Here is a 15,006-nt window from a genome sequence, read left to right on the forward strand (position 1 = left end):
ACCGGCACGGGTGTACCGCCTCACGCAGGAAATATCGAGAGAACACCCTTTGTTCACCGCGGAGTGAACCTAGGAGGACGATCGTGACCGTACTTGACGACACCGACATCGGCAGGGTGCTCGTGGTGACCGCTCACCCTGATGATGTGGACTTCGCCGCGGCCGGCACGGTCGCCAGGCTCACCGACAAGGGTATCGAGGTCGTGTACTGCATCGTCACCGACGGCGACGCCGGAGGCTTCGACCGCGAGTTGGACCACGGCGGCATGGCGGCACTGCGGCGCGCCGAGCAGACCGAGGCCGCCAGACGGGTCGGAGTGAAGGACCTGCGCTTCCTGGGATATCGCGACGGCACCGTGGAACAGACTCTCGGCCTGCGCCGTGACATCGCACGAGTGATCCGCCAGGTTCGTCCGGACCGGGTCGTCACCTCGACGCCCGAGCGTAACTACGCCCGCCTGGGACCGAGCCATCCCGACCACCGGGCCGTCGGCGGCGCGACGCTGGACGCGGTCTACCCCGACGCGCGCAATCCGTACGCCTTCCCCGAGCTGCTCGCCGAGGAAGGGCTCGAGGCGTGGACCGTGCGCGAGGTGTGGCTGTCGGGCGGGCAGGCGAACAACCACTACGTCGACGTCACCACGGTCGTGGACCGCAAGATCGCGGCTCTGCGTGCCCATGTGAGCCAGACGAGCCATATGGAGACGCTGGAGCAGTTCGTCAAGGCTTTCCTCGCGGCCAACGCCCAGACCGCCGGACTTCCCGAAGGCAGCTACGCGGAGGGTTTCCAGGTGGTCCCCACCGCCTGAACCCCGCCTGGAAAGAGGAGGGCTCAGGCGCGGCGGTCGAGCCGTCTGGTGGCGCGGGCGGCGAGGAAGCCGAGCGAGTTGGTGGCCAGGTGCAGCAGGGCGGGCGCCGTCAGTCCCCCGCGCCGGCGGAGCTCGAGGAAGAACACCCCCGCGAGCCCGGTGGCGATCACCGAGCCCACGACCACCCGCACGACGCCCTCCCCACCAGACGACACCTCCCCCTGCTCACCCGCGTCCTTGGGAGGTTCGCTGCTGTCGTCGGCTGGATCGGCCGAGGTGAGGTGGCTGAGCGCCGGGTTCGCGGCGGCCATGTCGAGGGCCGGGAGGATGTGCCACAGCCCGAAGAGGACGGCGGAACCCGCGACGGCCGCGCCCGGCCCGTACGAGCGGCGCAGCATGGCGGGAAGCACCCCCCTGAACGCGACCTCCTCCAGCAACACCGTGCCCAGCGGGACCTGGATCAGGACCTCCTCCAGGAGCCGGGCGCGCGACAGCGCGAGAGCCCGCTGGTCGCGGAAGAAACGCCTTGTCGGCGGGGTCAGGACACCCCCGGTGTACACCAACGCCACGGCGCCCGCGAGCGTCCCGCCGATCCCGGCGCCCCGGCGGGCGTGCTCGAACCCCATCTCGGACCAGGACAGACCGGACCGCCGGCCCAGCAGCACGAGCGTGCTCGCCGTGACCACCGAGGTCACGGGCGCGAGGCGCCGGGCGACGCGGTTGCTGAGAACGTTCGCCACCACGAGCAGGCCCACCGAGGGCAACAGGACGCGAGATCCGGCGCCCGTGGGCAACGGGACACCGGACCCGTCGCCGGTGGATGATGAGGCGTGCGGCGTCATGAGGCGGTGCGCCGGCCCCAGCCAGGGGGAAAGCGCAGCCTGCGGCGTTCTGCCGTGGTGAGGCCGCCCCAGATGCCCTCGGACTCACCCGCGCGGACGGCGTGGTCCCGGCATTCCCCGATCACCGGACACGTGGCGCAGACGGCTTTCGCCCGCGCCTCCTGCTCGGGGAACGGGGCATCGGGAAAGAACAACTCGGGATCAGATGTGCGGCACGACCCCCGGGACGCCCAGCCCGCCTCGCGGACGGCTTCCGTACCCATGACCACCTCCCTGGCCTGCGTTCACATCGCCAGGCTATGAGCCGCCTCCCGGCGGCACATCCATCTGGCGGTGTATCCGGCGATCGCGCCGGTCCCCATCACGGCGTACCTCAGCACGAGCCGACGTCCACGACGTACATCAGCACGAGTCGACGCCGCTGTTGAATCCCTTGGCGAAGAACTGCTGGCGCTGGGCCGGGGTGCCGTGGGCGTCGGAGCGCCACCAGGCCTCGGTCGGGTCTCCCGCCGCCGCGAGGTTGGCGAGCAACTCCTCCTCGTCGCCGCTCTCGGCCTCCAGTTGCTTGGAGTCGATCAGCCCCTTCAGCGCGCCCCCCGCGTAGCAGTCGGCCTGGAGCTCACGCTCGACGTTCAGGCTGAAGTCGCTCATGAGCTGCGCCTGGACGGCATGGCCGATCTCGTGGGGGATGATCAGGTACACCGCTCCGTCGCCCATCTCCTCGTACAGCGAGCGCATCCAGCGCTCGTCGTAGGCGACGAAGTGCCCCACGGGGCAGTAGAAGGCGTTCTCGGGGACGGCGGGCTGGCCACCGCACTCGGGGCCGTCGGCGCCGGAATACGCGACGAACCTCTGCAGCGGGCGATAGGTGGTCCCCGCGGCCTGGAACTTCTGGTTCCAGTAGGTCTCGGTGTAGGTGCGCGCGAGCTGGACGTCCTCCTCGAAGGTCTGCCCAAGCGGCTGGGCCGGCTCGGACCCCTGCGCAGGAGCGCTGGGCGCGGAGAACTGGTCCTTCCAGAAGTCCACGGACGAGCAGCCCGCTGCGAGCGCGGCTGCGATGACGAGCGGCAGAAGTGCGCGAAGGGTCACACGACCAATCCTGGCCGACCTGTCACACTCCCGCGCGAGCATTTCGTCCTCGGGTCACACGAGACGCCGGGCGGTCGCCCAGCGAGACAGTTCGTGACGGTTGGAAAGCTGCAGCTTGCGCAGGACAGAGGACACGTGGGTCTCGACGGTCTTCACCGAGATGAAGAGCTCCTTCGCGATCTCCTTGTACGCGTAGCCGCGCGCGATCAGCCGCAGGACCTCGCGCTCGCGCGTCGTCAGCGAGTCGAGCTCGGGGTCGATGGACGGCGCCTCGGTGGAGCTGAAGGCGTCCAGCACGAATCCGGCCAGTCGCGGCGAGAACACCGCGTCGCCCTCCGAGACCCGGACGATCGCGTCGGTCAGCTCCCTGCCGCTGATCGTCTTGGTGACGTACCCGCGAGCCCCGCCGCGGATGACACCGATCACGTCCTCGGCCGCGTCGGAGACCGACAGCGCCAGGAAACGGACCGAGGACCCCGAGCCGAGGACCCGGCGCAGCACCTCCTGGCCGCCGCCTCCGGGCATGTGGACGTCGAGCAGGATGACGTCGGGCTTGAGAGACTCGATGGCGGCGACCGCGGAGTCGACGTCCTCGGCCTCGCCGACCACCTCGATCTGGGGGCCGAGCTCGGCGCGCACTCCCGACCGGAAGAGCCGGTGGTCGTCCACGATCAGTACCTTGACCATTTTTACGGCTCCCTCACGCATCGGGGCAGATCGTGGATCACGGCTGCTCCCGCTTCATCGTCAGCATTACTTCTGTTCCCTCGCCAGGTCCAGTCTTGACCCGTGCGCTCCCGCCGTGACGCTCCATCCGGCCGATGATCGACTGGCGGATGCCCATGCGGTCGTCGGGAACATCCTCCATGGTGAAGCCCTTGCCCCGGTCCCTGATGAACACGGTGACCTCGTCGGCCTCCACTTCCGCGTAGACGGAGATGACCGGGGCCTCGGCGTATTTGGCGGCGTTGACCATCGCCTGCCGCGCGGCCTGCAGCATGGCACGCATCCCGCCGTCCAGGTCGCAGTCGCCGACGCAGACGATCTCGATCGGGATGCCGTGCTCGTCCTCGATCTCGGCGGCGACCCGGCGCACCGCGGCGGCCATCGACGCGTCCGCGTCCGCCTTGGGCTGGTACAGCCAGTTGCGAAGCTCCCGCTCCTGTGACCGGGCGAGCCGGGTCACCTCGAACGGGTCGCTCGCGTTGCGCTGGATGAGCGTGAGCGTGTGCAACACCGAGTCGTGCACGTGCGCGGCCATCTCGGCGCGCTCCTCCTGCCGGATGCGCTCCCGGCGCTCCTTCTGGAGCTCCTTCCACAGGCCGGTCAGCCAGGGGGCCGCGATCAGCGTGATACCGCCGACGACGACGGCGGTGAACACCAGCCCTGGACGCGCCTCGGCGAGCTTGTCCTGTGCCACCAGGAAGCCCGTCGCGCCGACGACCACGAGCAGCAGCCCGATGCCGGTGCGGACCCATGACCGCCGCACCTGACGGACGGCGTCGCTCATCCAGTGCTGGCGGCGGCCGGGATCGGCCTGTTGCCACAGGATCAGGGTGCCGATGCCGCCGACGGCGATCGACCAGGTGCCGACGCCTCCGGTGGCGGCGCCCGTGAGCCAGCCGAAGGCCGTCAGCGCCATGCCGAGCACGCCGTACGCGGCCACCTGGCCCCAGTCGCGGCTCGGCGGCTCTCCTTCGTACGGCTCGCGCGGAGTGAACATCCACAAGGCGGCGTACGCGAGGAGGCCGAGGCCGTCCAGCACGCTGAGCAGCACGAACGCGAGCCGCAGCACGACAGGGTCCAGCCTCAGCTGGGCGGCGGCACCTTGGGCGACACCGGCGACGAGCCGGCCCTGCAAGGGCCGCATCATGCGCGGGTACGCCTCGGACACGGTGGTGGGGGTCTCAGACATCTCTCGTGCATCGTCACATGTGAAAGGGGCTCCCTGCATCAGGGCGCTCCCTGACTCCTGCCCTGAGGCCTCCGGGGCGAGTCAGGGGTGTCCCGGATGGTGAGCGGGACCCCGGCACGGCCACGATAGAGCCATGACCGAAGCAGGCAGTCCCGGCACGACGCTGGAGCCAGATGGCTTCGCCCCTGGGGACGAGGAGCGTGTGCTCAAGCGTAGTGACGAAGGACGCATGCTCACCGGGGTGTGCGCGGGGTTCGGCCGCTACACGGGGATGGACCCCGTGATCTACCGGGTCGGCTTCGCCGCCCTCGTGGTGGGCTCGGGCATCGGCATCATGCTGTACCTCGCGGCTTTCCTGCTGATGAGGAACACGAACGGCGGTCCCGGGTACGCCGAGCAGTGGAGCCGCAGGGTCTTCGACGCCGAGACCGTGATGGCGTTGCTGACGGCCATCTTCGCCTTCGGCCTGATCATCAACCTGGCGGCGGGCGGCATCAGCACGGCGACGGTCGTCGTGGGCACCCTGCTGGCGATCGCCCTGCTGGCGGCCCACTCGCGGGGCGTCGACCTGCTGGCCATCGCCAGGAGCCTGCCCGAGCGGCTGAAGGGCAAGCGCGGTACCCATCCGGTGCCGGAGCACTGGAACTTCGATCCGCTGGGCATCCATCCCTTCTCGCCGCCTCCGGCCTCGCCGTACCCCACACCCCCTCCGGCCTCGCCGTACGCGGCGCCGCCCGCCGGCACCGGCGCCTCCGGGCCACCGCCTCCCTACGCCCCCTCCCCTGGCCCGCCCACCACCGACCTCGGCACCCCCGCCGGGTCCCCGGCACCCGGCGCCGACGCGCCTCCTGGGGGTCCGCCTTATGCGGGCGCCACGACCGGGCAGACGGACGCCGGGCCCGGCACGACGGCTGAGTATCGCCGCCTCGTCGACCTGGTCCGCGAGGCGCACAGCACTCCGCCCGCCGGCGTGCAAGACGCTCCCCCGGGATCGGGTTCCTCGCGATACGGGCCCACGCCGGGTTCCTCGCGATACGGGCCCACGCCGGGTTCCTCGGGCTTCGACTCGTCGGGCGAGCCGTTCGCCCCGCGCGGCCCGTACAGCCGGTACGGCCCGCCCCAGCCCTACGAACCGCACGACTGGGGTTACGACAAGCACTTGGCGCGGCAGGCGCCACCGAAGAGGCCGAGGTCTTTCACCGGCGTAGTCACGATGTTCATCGCGCTCGTGGTCGGAGGGATCATGGTCGCCACGCAGTCGACCTCCAGCACGTTCAACCTGCCGATCGTCGGCGGGGTCGTACTCATCACGATCGGCGCGGGGCTGCTCGTCGCGACCTGGTTCGGCCGGGGCGCGGGGCTGGTGGCCACCGGCACGATCATGTCCCTTCTCCTGGTGGCGGGATCGACCGTGAACGGTATTCCGAAGAAGATCGGCAGCTATACCTGGGAGCCGGTCGGCAGCTCGCAGGTCGTTCGCACGTACTCCGTGGACATCGGGGACGGGACGCTCGACCTGCGGAGCACCAAGCTGCTGCCCGGTTCCCGCACCCGGTTCGACGCCTCGGTGTCGGTCGGCGAGCTCAAGATCATCGTGCCACGCACGGCTCGCGTGGAGGTGTTCGGCTACACCCGGCTGGGCGACGTGAAGATCGAGCACGCCGTGCAGGGTGGCGCCGACGTCCACCACGACAAGGTCCTCGAACCCGACTCCGGCTCGGCCGGCGGCGCCGTTCCGGTCATCGAGCTGCACCTCAAGGCGGGCATCGGCGACGTGGAGGTGCACCGTGCGGCATAAGACCGACTGGCTGTCACTGCTGGCCGGCCTGCTGTTCATCGGCATCGGCATCCGCTACCTCACCGCTCCGCGACCCGACGCTCTGCTCATGGCGCTGATACTCGTGTTCGGGCTGGGCTTCGCCGGACTCATCGGGATCATCGCCAAGACGGTGCGCAAGCGCTGATCCTCGCATCCGGAGACCACCGGCCTTCTAACGGGAGCAGGCGTTTGACCACGTTAGAGTTGTGAGATGTCCGACTCCTTGGCCCTGCGGTTCACCAGAACGATCAGGGCGAGAAACGGGGAGGTCGCCGACGCCCTCGCCGACACGGCCGGCCTGACCGCCTGGGTCAGGCAGAACGCCGCCGATCTCGGGGTGGACGCCGGCGGCTTCACCGCGAGCGACTCCCTGCGCGACGAGGTCGTCCTGCTCCGCCAGGCCGTACGGGCGCTGTTCGCCAGGGCCGTCGCGCCCGGGGAGCCGAGTTCGGCGGACGCCGCCCGCCTCCCGGCCTTCACCGAGGCCCTCGCCGCGGTGAACGCCGCGGCCATGGCCGTGCCCCTGGCCCCGCAGCTCGACTGGCCCGCGTGTTCCGAGCCCACCGTGAGGGTCACACCGTCCGCTCAGGTGAGCGAGCAGGTACGGCTACGCGCGACGCTGGCCAGGGCCGCGATCGAGTTCCTCGCCGGCCCCGAGCGGGAGAGGCTCAGGGCCTGCCCGGCGCCACGCTGCGTCATCTACTTCATCAAGGAGCACACCCGCCAGGAGTGGTGCTCGGTCACCTGCGGCAACCGGGCCAGAGCCGCTCGCCACTATCAGCGGCACCGCGACCACCTCTAACGGATTGAAAGCTGGCTACCCGTTAGGTTACGCTGCAGTGAAGTTCTAACGGGTCCGACGCTTGGAGACCGTTAGAAACGTCGACTGAAGGGTGGCGACATGTCGTTCCAGCTTGGGCACGTCGGGCTCAATGTGACCGACCTCGAGAAGACCAAGCAGTTCTACCTGCGCGTCTTCGGCTTCGACCTCATCTCGGAGTCCGCGGAGGGCGACCGGCGCTACGCCACGCTAGGTTTCGACGGCACCTCGATGGTCACCCTGTGGCAGCAGAGCGAAGGACATTTCGCCACCACCCTGCCCGGGCTCCACCACTTCGCCTTCCGAGTGGCGGACATGGACGCGGTGCGCCGGGCGGAGACCACGCTGCGGGAGGTCGGGGCGCAGTTCGCCTACGAGGGGATCGTGCCGCACGGCACGGGCAGGCAGTCCGGCGGGCTGTTCTTCAAGGACCCTGACGGCATCCGTGTGGAGATCTTCGCGCCCACCGGCGCCGAAGAGCTGCCTGCGCCGGTAGCAGACGCTCCTACCTGCGGATTCTTCTAATGCGGCACCCCGGGGAGTCGCTGCTGCAACACCGGGCGGGGATCACCAGGCCGTTCGGCTCGGCGCGTACGCGACCGGAGATCCCTCCCGTGGCGGCCGACTTCCTCCGGGCCCAGCGAATGCTCGTCATCGGAAGTCCCGACCGCGACGGCCGGGTCTGGGCGGGCACCCTCACCGGCTCCGAAGGGTTCGCCGACCCGAGGGACGACCAGCTGATCAGCATCGGCGCGCTGCCCGGCGGGCCGTTCGCGGGGCTGTTCGAGGAGAGTCATGACATCGGGATCCTCGCCATCGAGCCCGCGACCCGCCGCCGCATGCGTGTCAACGGCCGGGCGCACCGCGACGGAGGACGCCTGGTCGTGCGGACCGAGCAGGTCTATTCCAACTGCCCGAAGTACATCCAGAAACGGGAGCCCGTTCCCCTCCCCGGTGGGGACGCCGGCGAGGAGGGTGAGATCGTCAGGGGTGAGGCTCTCACCTCCGTCCAGCGCGAGTGGATCCGTACGGCCGACACCTTCTTCATCGCCACCCACGCCGCCGGGCTCGGCACCGACGTCTCCCACCGGGGAGGGAATCCCGGGTTCGTCCAGGTCGTGGACGAACGGCGGCTGGCATGGCCGGAGTATCCGGGCAACTTCATGTTCATGACGCTGGGAAACCTCCAGCTCAACCCCGCCTGCGGGCTGCTCTTCCTCGACTGGGAAAGTGGGCATGGGTTGCACCTCACCGGCCGGGCCGCCATCACGGGGAACGGGGTCGGCTTCGAGCTGGACGAGGTCGTCGAGGTGCCAGGAGAGGTCCCGTTGCGGTGGCGATTCATGGAGTCCTCACCGCACAATCCGCCCGTGAAGATCCCCGGGGAGCCTTCGACGGTTGGTGTGGCCCGCACCTATACCGACTAAGGACCTATGTCGGCTTAGGGATCTGTGACCGGCTCAGGGGGAGGGTTCGCGATGAAACCACCGGTACCGCCGTTCACCGCAGAGACCGCGCAGGTGAAGGTCCAAGCCGCCGAGGACACCTGGAACACCTGCGATCCACAGCGCGTGGCGCTGGCGTACACCCCGGACTCCGTCTGGCGCAATCGGTCAGAGTTCGTTACGGGCAGGGACGAGATCACGGAGTTCCTCACCCGCAAATGGAACAAGGAGCTCGACTACGCACTGCGCAAGGAGCTGTGGTCGTTCACCGACGATCGCATCGCCGTGCGGTTCCAGTACGAATGCCATGACGCGGACGGGCAGTGGTGGCGCAGCTACGGCAACGAACTGTGGGAGTTCGACGAGAACGGCCTCATGCGACGGCGCGAGGCCAGCATCAACGACCTCCCCATCGACGAAGAGGACCGCCGCATCTTCGGCCCCCGGGCTCAGGAGGACTACGGCCGGCCGTTCCCGCTGTTCTAGGCGGTCGTGCTTTCTGTACCGGCTCGGTGGTGATGCGTTGTTTCGCTGCGGGGAGTGGGGTTGGACAGGCGTCGTTCCTCTTCGGCGCTGCGACGGGTCACGACTCGTTCGGCGCTGTGACGGGTCACGACCCGTTTGGCGCTGTGACGGGTCACGACCCGTTCGACAAGGGCGCCGGCGAATGCCGTACCGGATGCGAACAGCCAACAGGCGGACAGGCCAAGCGCTGAGCGGCGATCCAAACCTATTGAAGCCCCCACCCGGCAAGCATCTGACCGGGCCAGGCGTGGCCTCCCACCCAGATCGTGACATCCCTCAACCGCTACGAGAGATGGACATGCGTCGTTGTCATGCGCCAGGGCCCGTTCGACGCCGTGATGGGTCGTGACCCGTTCGACCAGGGCGCCGGGGATTGCTGTATCGGATGCGGTGGAGGCCGGGTGGAAGGCATCAGGCCTACGAGGGATGAACGAGTGTCACCACCGCGTGGACGGTTGCCACGTCCATGTGAGGCTACTGACCACATTGACGGCGGGATCACGAGTCGTGAATCTTGGTGTGATGAAGACGAATGCCGAACTAAGGGGCTTTTGGGAGAACCGTCTGAGTGACGACTGGACCGAGAGCGGCGTTGGGTACAAGTCTCTGGGACGGGCCTTCAACCTCTGGATGTACCGGGTGCGAGCCGAGGCCTTCAGCAGGGAGGCAGCCACTCTGCCTCTGGACCTGGCCACGGCACGAGTCCTCGACATCGGCTCCGGCACCGGGTTCTACGTCCGCCGCTGGCAACTGCTCGGCGTCAAGTCCGTCGTCGGCTGCGACCTCACCCACGCCGCCGTGAATCGGCTGCGCGAACGCTTCCCCCAGGTGGACTTCCATGAACTGGACATAGCCGAGCCCGGGGACACCTTGGAACCTGGCTCATTCGACGTGGTCTCGGCCATGGACATGCTCTTCCACATCACTGACGATGTTCGCTACAAGGCGGCCCTGCGGTCGATCGGCCGAGTGCTGAGACCGGGTGGTTTCTTCGTGCTGTCGGAGAACTTCCTGCACAGGCTCGAACAGCGTGGCGACTATCAGGTCAATCACACGCTGCCCTGGATTACCACAGCCCTGGATGAGGCCGGGTTCGAGGTGGTGCGACGAGTGCCGATGCTCGTGCTGATGAACGCCCAGGTCGATGCGAATCCTGTGTGGCGAAAGCTCTGGGGCGGCTTCCTGCGCGCCGTCACGCTGACCGAGCAGACCGGAAACATGGCCGGAGCCTTGCTGTACCCGCTCGAACGGCGCCTTGTCCGCCTGCTGCGCGAGAGCCCAACGACCGAGTTGATGATCTGCCGCCGACGCTAGTCGGGTCGCTCGGCCCGGCCTGGATCAATGGCGGACACGCTCACCACAGCAACGCTGTCACCGGCAACGCCCGTCACCCCCTGGCCGTCGATCCACCTCACCACGCGGGCGGGAAGCCCCGCTCAGCCCGATCAAACGCATGCCGGGTGGGCCAAATAACCGATCACCAATCACCCCACAAACCCATAAACCAAAGCCGCAGCTCACCACACCAACACCCATCACCCAGCTAGCCCTCGATCGCCATGGGGGGCGGGCCGAGCGGGTGCCGCGTGACTCCAGGGCGGCTCCCCCTTCCCGAAGTTCACGGGTCCGCCGCGCCGGCAGGGTAGGTGGCGTAAGGGCGCGTGGAGAAGCGAGTCATGGCTTTTAATGCTCCGGGGGTTGACCTGCGAGATCAGGGGCGTACTTTCGCATTTGTCGGTTCTCACTCCATCCACTCCACTCACCGTTAGTGCGCTCGCCATCTCACCCTGCCGCAGATAACCTCCAGCGAGGTCCGCCCTGGTAAGCGCACGGCAATAGAGCAACCTGCCAGCGCGCTTGGAGGGCCAATGACCCGTATCACCGTCACCGTCGACGGCGTCACGTATGAGGAAGAGGTGGAGCCACGCCTGCTCCTCGTCCATCTACTGCGCGATCGGCTGGGGAAGACGGGCACACCAATCGGCTGCGACACCAGCAACTGCGGCGCCTGCACGGTCATGCTGGACGGCAAGAGCGTGAAGAGCTGCTCGGTTCTGGCCGTCCAGGCCGACGAGACCGACGTCGTCACCGTCGAGGGCCTCTCGTCCGGCGGCGAATGGCACCCCATGCAGCGGGCCTTCCACGAAGAGCACGCGCTGCAGTGCGGATACTGCACCCCCGGCATGATCATGGCCGCCATCGACCTGCTGAAGGACGATCCCGATCCCTCCGAAGAGGCGATCCGCGAGGGACTGGAGGGCAACCTCTGCCGGTGCACCGGCTACTGCAACATCGTCCGGGCCGTACGGCGGGCCGCGCAGAGCATGAGCGGCCAGGAAGTGGTGAGCGGCCGATGACAGAGGAACTCGACGCCGGTTTCGTGGCGCGGCAGATCGCCGAGAGCGACATGCTCAGCGAGCCCGCCCCGGGCAAGCACGAGGTGGGCTCGGCACGCCGGCGTAAGGAGGACGCCCGGCTGGTGACCGGGCGTACCACATGGACCGACAACATCCAGCTCCCCGGCATGCTGTACGTGGCGTTCGTGCGCAGCCCGATGGCGCACGCCCGCATCACCCGGGTCGACACCTCCGCCGCCCTGAGCAGGCCGGGGGTCGTCGCGGCGTTCAGCGGGCGCGACCTCGCCGACGAGCAGGGCAGCCTGCCGTGCGCCTGGCCCGTCACCGAGGACATCGTCATACCCGACCATCCGCCGATGGCGGTCGACGAGGTCCGGTACGCCGGTGAGGCGGTGGCCTGCGTCGTCGCCACCGACCGGTACAAGGCGGCCGACGCGCTGGAGGCCATCGAGATCGACTACGACCCCCTGCCTGCCGTACTCGACATGACCGAGGCGCTCAAGGAAGGCGGTCCCCAGGTCCACGAGGCGGGGAACAAGGCGTTCGTCTGGAAGTTCGCGGCGGGCGACATCGACGCGGCCTTCCGGGACGCCCCCGTGGTCGTCGAGCGGACCTTCGTCCAGCAACGGCTCATCCCGTCGGCGATGGAGCCCCGCGCGGTGGTGGCGCAGACCGACGGCGACTCCTTCACGCTGCACTCCGCGACCCAGATACCGCACATTCTGCGGATCATGCTGGCCCAGGTGACCGGGATCCCCGAGCACAAGCTGCGCGTGATCGCGCCGGACGTGGGCGGCGGATTCGGCTCCAAGCTCCAGGTCACCGCCGAGGAGGTGCTGCTGCTCCTGCTGGCGAGGCGGCTCGGCAAGCCGGTCAAGTGGACCGAGTCGCGGTCGGAGGGCAACCTGACCGTGCACCACGGCCGTGACCAGCTTCAGCGCATCTCGCTGGCCGCCGACGCCGAGGGGCACATCAAGGGCCTGCGGGTGGACCTCCTCGCCGACATGGGCGCCTATCTGATGCTGGTCACGCCCGGCATCCCGATCCTCGGCGCGTTCATGTACAACGGCATTTACAAGATGGACGCCTACGACTTCACCTGTACGGGCGTGTTCACCACCAAGATGCCGACCGACGCCTACCGGGGCGCCGGCCGTCCGGAGGCGACGTTCGCGATCGAGCGGGTCATGGACGAGCTGGCGAACGAGCTGTCCCTCGACCCCATCGAGGTACGGCGGCGCAACTGGATCGCCCACGAGGAGTTCCCCTACACCACGATCGCCAACCTGACCTACGACTCGGGGAACTACGAGGCGGCGACGGACAAGGCGCTCTCGCTGTTCGGATACGACAAGCTCAGGGCGGAACAGGCCGACCGGCGCGATCGGGGCGACCCGGTCCAGCTCGGCATCGGCGTCTCCACCTTCACCGAGATGTGCGGCCTCGCGCCCAGCCGGGTGCTCGGCTCGCTCAGCTACGGCGCGGGCGGCTGGGAGCACGCGTCCGTACGGATGCTTCCGACCGGGAAGGTGGAGGTCGTCACCGGCTCCAGCCCGCACGGGCAGGGGCACGAGACAGCCTGGAGCCAGATCGTCGCCGACGCCCTCAGCGTGCCGTTCGAGGACGTCTCCGTGGTCCACGGCGACACGGCCATCTCCCACAAGGGCATGGACACCTACGGTTCCCGCTCTCTGGTGGTCGGTGGCATCGCCGTGCTGCAGGCCTGCGACAAGGTCAAGGAGAAGGCCAAGCACATCGCCGCGCACCTGCTGGAGGCCTCCGCCGACGACATCGAGTTCGCCGAAGGCTCGTTCAAGGTACGCGGCACCGACTCGGGCAAGACCATCCAGGAGATCGCGCTGGCGACGTTCGCCGCCCACGACCTTCCGGAGGGCGTCGAGGCGAGCCTGGACTCCGACGCGACCTACGACCCGAACAACTTCTCGTTCCCGCACGGCACCCACCTGTGCGCGGTCGAGGTCGACACCCAGACCGGCGCCACCAAGATCCGGCTGTACGTCGCGGTGGACGACGTGGGCAAGGTCGTCAACCCGATGATCGTGGAAGGCCAGGTGCACGGAGGCCTCGCGCAGGGCATCGCGCAGGCGCTGTTCGAGGAGGCCGTCTACGACGCCGAGGGCAACCTGCTGACCACGACGATGGCGGACTACCTGCTGCCCTCGGCGGCCGACCTGCCCGACTTCGTCACCGACAGGACCGAGACCCCGGCGACGTCCAACCCGCTGGGCGTCAAGGGCGTCGGCGAGGCGGGGACGATCGCCTCGACGCCCGCCGTGGTGAACGCGGTCGTCGACGCGCTCCGGCCGTACGGCGTCAACGACGTGGCCATGCCATGTACCCCCGAACGGGTGTGGCGAGCAGTGCAAGGAGGTGTCTCGTGATCCCGGCGTCCTTCGACTACGTCCGCCCGTCATCGCTCAGCGAGGCCGTGTCGGTGCTCGCCGATGCCGGGGAGGAGGCCAAGGTGCTCTCCGGTGGGCAGTCGCTGCTGCCACTGCTCCGGCTGCGGCTCGCCTACCCGAGCGTGCTGGTCGACGTCGGCCGGCTCGACGAGCTTCACGGTATCCGTGACGAGGACGGCCACGTCCACATCGGGGCGACCACCACGCATGACGAGGTGGTCCGCTCGCCCATCGTCAACGCCGAATGCCCACTGGTGGCGCTGGCCGCGGCCACCGTCGCCGACCCGGCGGTGCGGCACCGGGGCACGTTCGGCGGCTCGCTCGCGCACGGCGATCCGGCGGGCGACCTGCCCGCCGTGGCGGTCGCGCTGGACATGGAGTTCGTGATCCACTCCCCGTCCGGCGAGCGGGTCGTCGCGGCACGGGACTTCTTCCTCGACTACCTGGAGACGGCGCTCCAGCCCGGGGACGTCCTCATCGGCATCCGCGTGCCCAAGCTGGGCGCGGGGTGGGGCTTCCACTACGAGAAGTTCCACCGCACCGCCCAGTCCTGGGCGATCGTCGGCGTCGCGGCGGCGGTGCGGGTCTCCGGGACCAACGGCGAGGGCCGCCGGATCGAGGAGGCCCGCGTCGGCCTGACCAACATGGGGCCGGTCCCCGTGCGGGCCACCCAGGCGGAGTCGGCCGCGGCCGGCACCGACCTGAACGGTTCCACCGGCACGTACGGCTCCATGGCGAACGGCTCGGGTAACGGCTCGGGGTGGCACCACGGCTCGCACGGCGGGGACCCCCTGCGGGAGGCCGCCGCCATGGCCGCCGAGGGCACCTCGCCCCCGGCCGATCTGCACGCCGCGCCCGACTACCGCAGGCACCTCGCCCAGGTGCTGACCCACCGCGCCCTGCTCACGGCCGCGGCGACGATCTAGAAACCCGCCGAAGGCGCCGATCCTGCCGTCTTGGGG

General features: G+C 69.0%; 16 protein-coding genes. 11 read left to right on the forward strand and 5 right to left on the reverse strand.

Translation table 11 applies throughout. The features are described 5' to 3' along the window. The first annotated feature begins 80 nt into the window (after positions 1-80). The gene (locus ABD810_RS36785) at positions 81-809 is read left to right on the forward strand and encodes a PIG-L deacetylase family protein (protein ID WP_344952588.1); all 729 of its coding nucleotides are present in this window, start codon (positions 81-83) and stop codon (positions 807-809) included. Between the two features lie 23 nt (positions 810-832). On the opposite strand, the gene ABD810_RS36790 is transcribed toward ABD810_RS36785, so the two are convergent. The 5 genes from ABD810_RS36790 to ABD810_RS36810 all read right to left on the reverse strand — a co-directional run bounded on the left by ABD810_RS36790 (position 833) and on the right by ABD810_RS36810 (position 4,655). After that, the gene (locus ABD810_RS36790) at positions 833-1,603 is read right to left on the reverse strand and encodes a CPBP family intramembrane glutamic endopeptidase (protein ID WP_344952019.1); all 771 of its coding nucleotides are present in this window, start codon (positions 1,601-1,603) and stop codon (positions 833-835) included. A gap of 44 nt (positions 1,604-1,647) precedes the next feature. Then, complete coding sequence (locus ABD810_RS36795) at positions 1,648-1,914, reverse strand: WhiB family transcriptional regulator (RefSeq protein WP_344952022.1); 267 nt, start codon at positions 1,912-1,914, stop codon at positions 1,648-1,650. A gap of 139 nt (positions 1,915-2,053) precedes the next feature. Further along, positions 2,054-2,740, reverse strand: coding sequence for a neutral zinc metallopeptidase (locus ABD810_RS36800; RefSeq protein ID WP_344952025.1), 687 nt, complete (start codon positions 2,738-2,740; stop codon positions 2,054-2,056). A 54-nt stretch (positions 2,741-2,794) separates the two neighbouring features. After that, complete coding sequence (locus ABD810_RS36805; RefSeq protein ID WP_344952028.1) at positions 2,795-3,427, reverse strand: response regulator; 633 nt, start codon at positions 3,425-3,427, stop codon at positions 2,795-2,797. A 37-nt stretch (positions 3,428-3,464) separates the two neighbouring features. Continuing rightward, positions 3,465-4,655: an ATP-binding protein gene (locus ABD810_RS36810; RefSeq protein ID WP_344952031.1), complete on the reverse strand. Its 1,191-nt coding sequence runs from the start codon at positions 4,653-4,655 to the stop codon at positions 3,465-3,467. A 133-nt stretch (positions 4,656-4,788) separates the two neighbouring features. On the opposite strand from ABD810_RS36810, the gene ABD810_RS36815 reads away from it, so the two are divergent. From ABD810_RS36815 to ABD810_RS36860, 10 genes are all read left to right on the forward strand, one after another. After that, entirely contained in the window at positions 4,789-6,453 is a 1,665-nt protein-coding gene (locus tag ABD810_RS36815) for a PspC domain-containing protein (RefSeq protein ID WP_344952034.1), read from the forward strand. Continuing rightward, a complete protein-coding gene (locus ABD810_RS36820) occupies positions 6,443-6,619 on the forward strand; it encodes a hypothetical protein (protein WP_344952037.1) in 177 nt (58 codons plus the stop codon). Before ABD810_RS36815 ends, ABD810_RS36820 begins: the two co-directional genes overlap by 11 nt. A gap of 66 nt (positions 6,620-6,685) precedes the next feature. Continuing rightward, positions 6,686-7,276 (forward strand): CGNR zinc finger domain-containing protein, encoded by a 591-nt coding sequence (locus ABD810_RS36825; protein WP_344952039.1) that lies wholly within the window; start codon positions 6,686-6,688, stop codon positions 7,274-7,276. A 99-nt stretch (positions 7,277-7,375) separates the two neighbouring features. Beyond that, on the forward strand, positions 7,376-7,819 hold the full coding sequence (locus ABD810_RS36830) for a VOC family protein (protein WP_344952042.1): 444 nt from the start codon (positions 7,376-7,378) through the stop codon (positions 7,817-7,819). Next, the gene (locus tag ABD810_RS36835) at positions 7,819-8,721 is read left to right on the forward strand and encodes a pyridoxamine 5'-phosphate oxidase family protein (RefSeq protein WP_344952045.1); all 903 of its coding nucleotides are present in this window, start codon (positions 7,819-7,821) and stop codon (positions 8,719-8,721) included. Before ABD810_RS36830 ends, ABD810_RS36835 begins: the two co-directional genes overlap by 1 nt. Positions 8,722-8,772: 51 nt before the next feature. Further along, complete coding sequence (locus tag ABD810_RS36840; protein WP_344952048.1) at positions 8,773-9,225, forward strand: nuclear transport factor 2 family protein; 453 nt, start codon at positions 8,773-8,775, stop codon at positions 9,223-9,225. Between the two features lie 561 nt (positions 9,226-9,786). Then, the gene (locus ABD810_RS36845) at positions 9,787-10,578 is read left to right on the forward strand and encodes a class I SAM-dependent methyltransferase (protein ID WP_344952590.1); all 792 of its coding nucleotides are present in this window, start codon (positions 9,787-9,789) and stop codon (positions 10,576-10,578) included. A gap of 554 nt (positions 10,579-11,132) precedes the next feature. Continuing rightward, a complete protein-coding gene (locus ABD810_RS36850; protein WP_344952051.1) occupies positions 11,133-11,621 on the forward strand; it encodes a (2Fe-2S)-binding protein in 489 nt (162 codons plus the stop codon). 50 nt (positions 11,622-11,671) lie between these two features. After that, positions 11,672-14,023 carry a xanthine dehydrogenase family protein molybdopterin-binding subunit gene (locus ABD810_RS36855; protein ID WP_344952592.1) on the forward strand — a complete coding sequence of 784 codons (2,352 nt, stop codon included), beginning with the start codon at positions 11,672-11,674 and terminating at the stop codon, positions 14,021-14,023. Continuing rightward, positions 14,020-14,970 (forward strand): FAD binding domain-containing protein, encoded by a 951-nt coding sequence (locus tag ABD810_RS36860; protein ID WP_344952053.1) that lies wholly within the window; start codon positions 14,020-14,022, stop codon positions 14,968-14,970. The genes ABD810_RS36855 and ABD810_RS36860 overlap by 4 nt, the downstream gene beginning before the upstream one ends. Positions 14,971-15,006 lie beyond the last annotated feature (36 nt).

The sequence above is a fragment of the Sphaerisporangium flaviroseum genome (genome assembly GCF_039537005.1).
GTDB lineage: Bacteria > Actinomycetota > Actinomycetes > Streptosporangiales > Streptosporangiaceae > Sphaerisporangium > Sphaerisporangium flaviroseum.

What these genes read in the sequence shown, in the direction of transcription:
- ABD810_RS36840 (WP_344952048.1), top strand. Translation starts at nt 8,773, where the DNA reads ATGAAACCACCGGTACCGCCGTTCACCGCAGAGACCGCGCAGGTGAAG.
- ABD810_RS36850 (WP_344952051.1), top strand. Translation starts at nt 11,133, where the DNA reads ATGACCCGTATCACCGTCACCGTCGACGGCGTCACGTATGAGGAAGAG.
- ABD810_RS36835 (WP_344952045.1), top strand. Translation starts at nt 7,819, where the DNA reads ATGCGGCACCCCGGGGAGTCGCTGCTGCAACACCGGGCGGGGATCACC.
- ABD810_RS36825 (WP_344952039.1), top strand. Translation starts at nt 6,686, where the DNA reads ATGTCCGACTCCTTGGCCCTGCGGTTCACCAGAACGATCAGGGCGAGA.
- ABD810_RS36810 (WP_344952031.1), bottom strand. Translation starts at nt 4,655, where the DNA reads ATGTCTGAGACCCCCACCACCGTGTCCGAGGCGTACCCGCGCATGATG.
- ABD810_RS36830 (WP_344952042.1), top strand. Translation starts at nt 7,376, where the DNA reads ATGTCGTTCCAGCTTGGGCACGTCGGGCTCAATGTGACCGACCTCGAG.
- ABD810_RS36795 (WP_344952022.1), bottom strand. Translation starts at nt 1,914, where the DNA reads ATGGGTACGGAAGCCGTCCGCGAGGCGGGCTGGGCGTCCCGGGGGTCG.
- ABD810_RS36805 (WP_344952028.1), bottom strand. Translation starts at nt 3,427, where the DNA reads ATGGTCAAGGTACTGATCGTGGACGACCACCGGCTCTTCCGGTCGGGA.
- ABD810_RS36845 (WP_344952590.1), top strand. Translation starts at nt 9,787, where the DNA reads ATGAAGACGAATGCCGAACTAAGGGGCTTTTGGGAGAACCGTCTGAGT.
- ABD810_RS36855 (WP_344952592.1), top strand. Translation starts at nt 11,672, where the DNA reads ATGCTCAGCGAGCCCGCCCCGGGCAAGCACGAGGTGGGCTCGGCACGC.
- ABD810_RS36815 (WP_344952034.1), top strand. Translation starts at nt 4,789, where the DNA reads ATGACCGAAGCAGGCAGTCCCGGCACGACGCTGGAGCCAGATGGCTTC.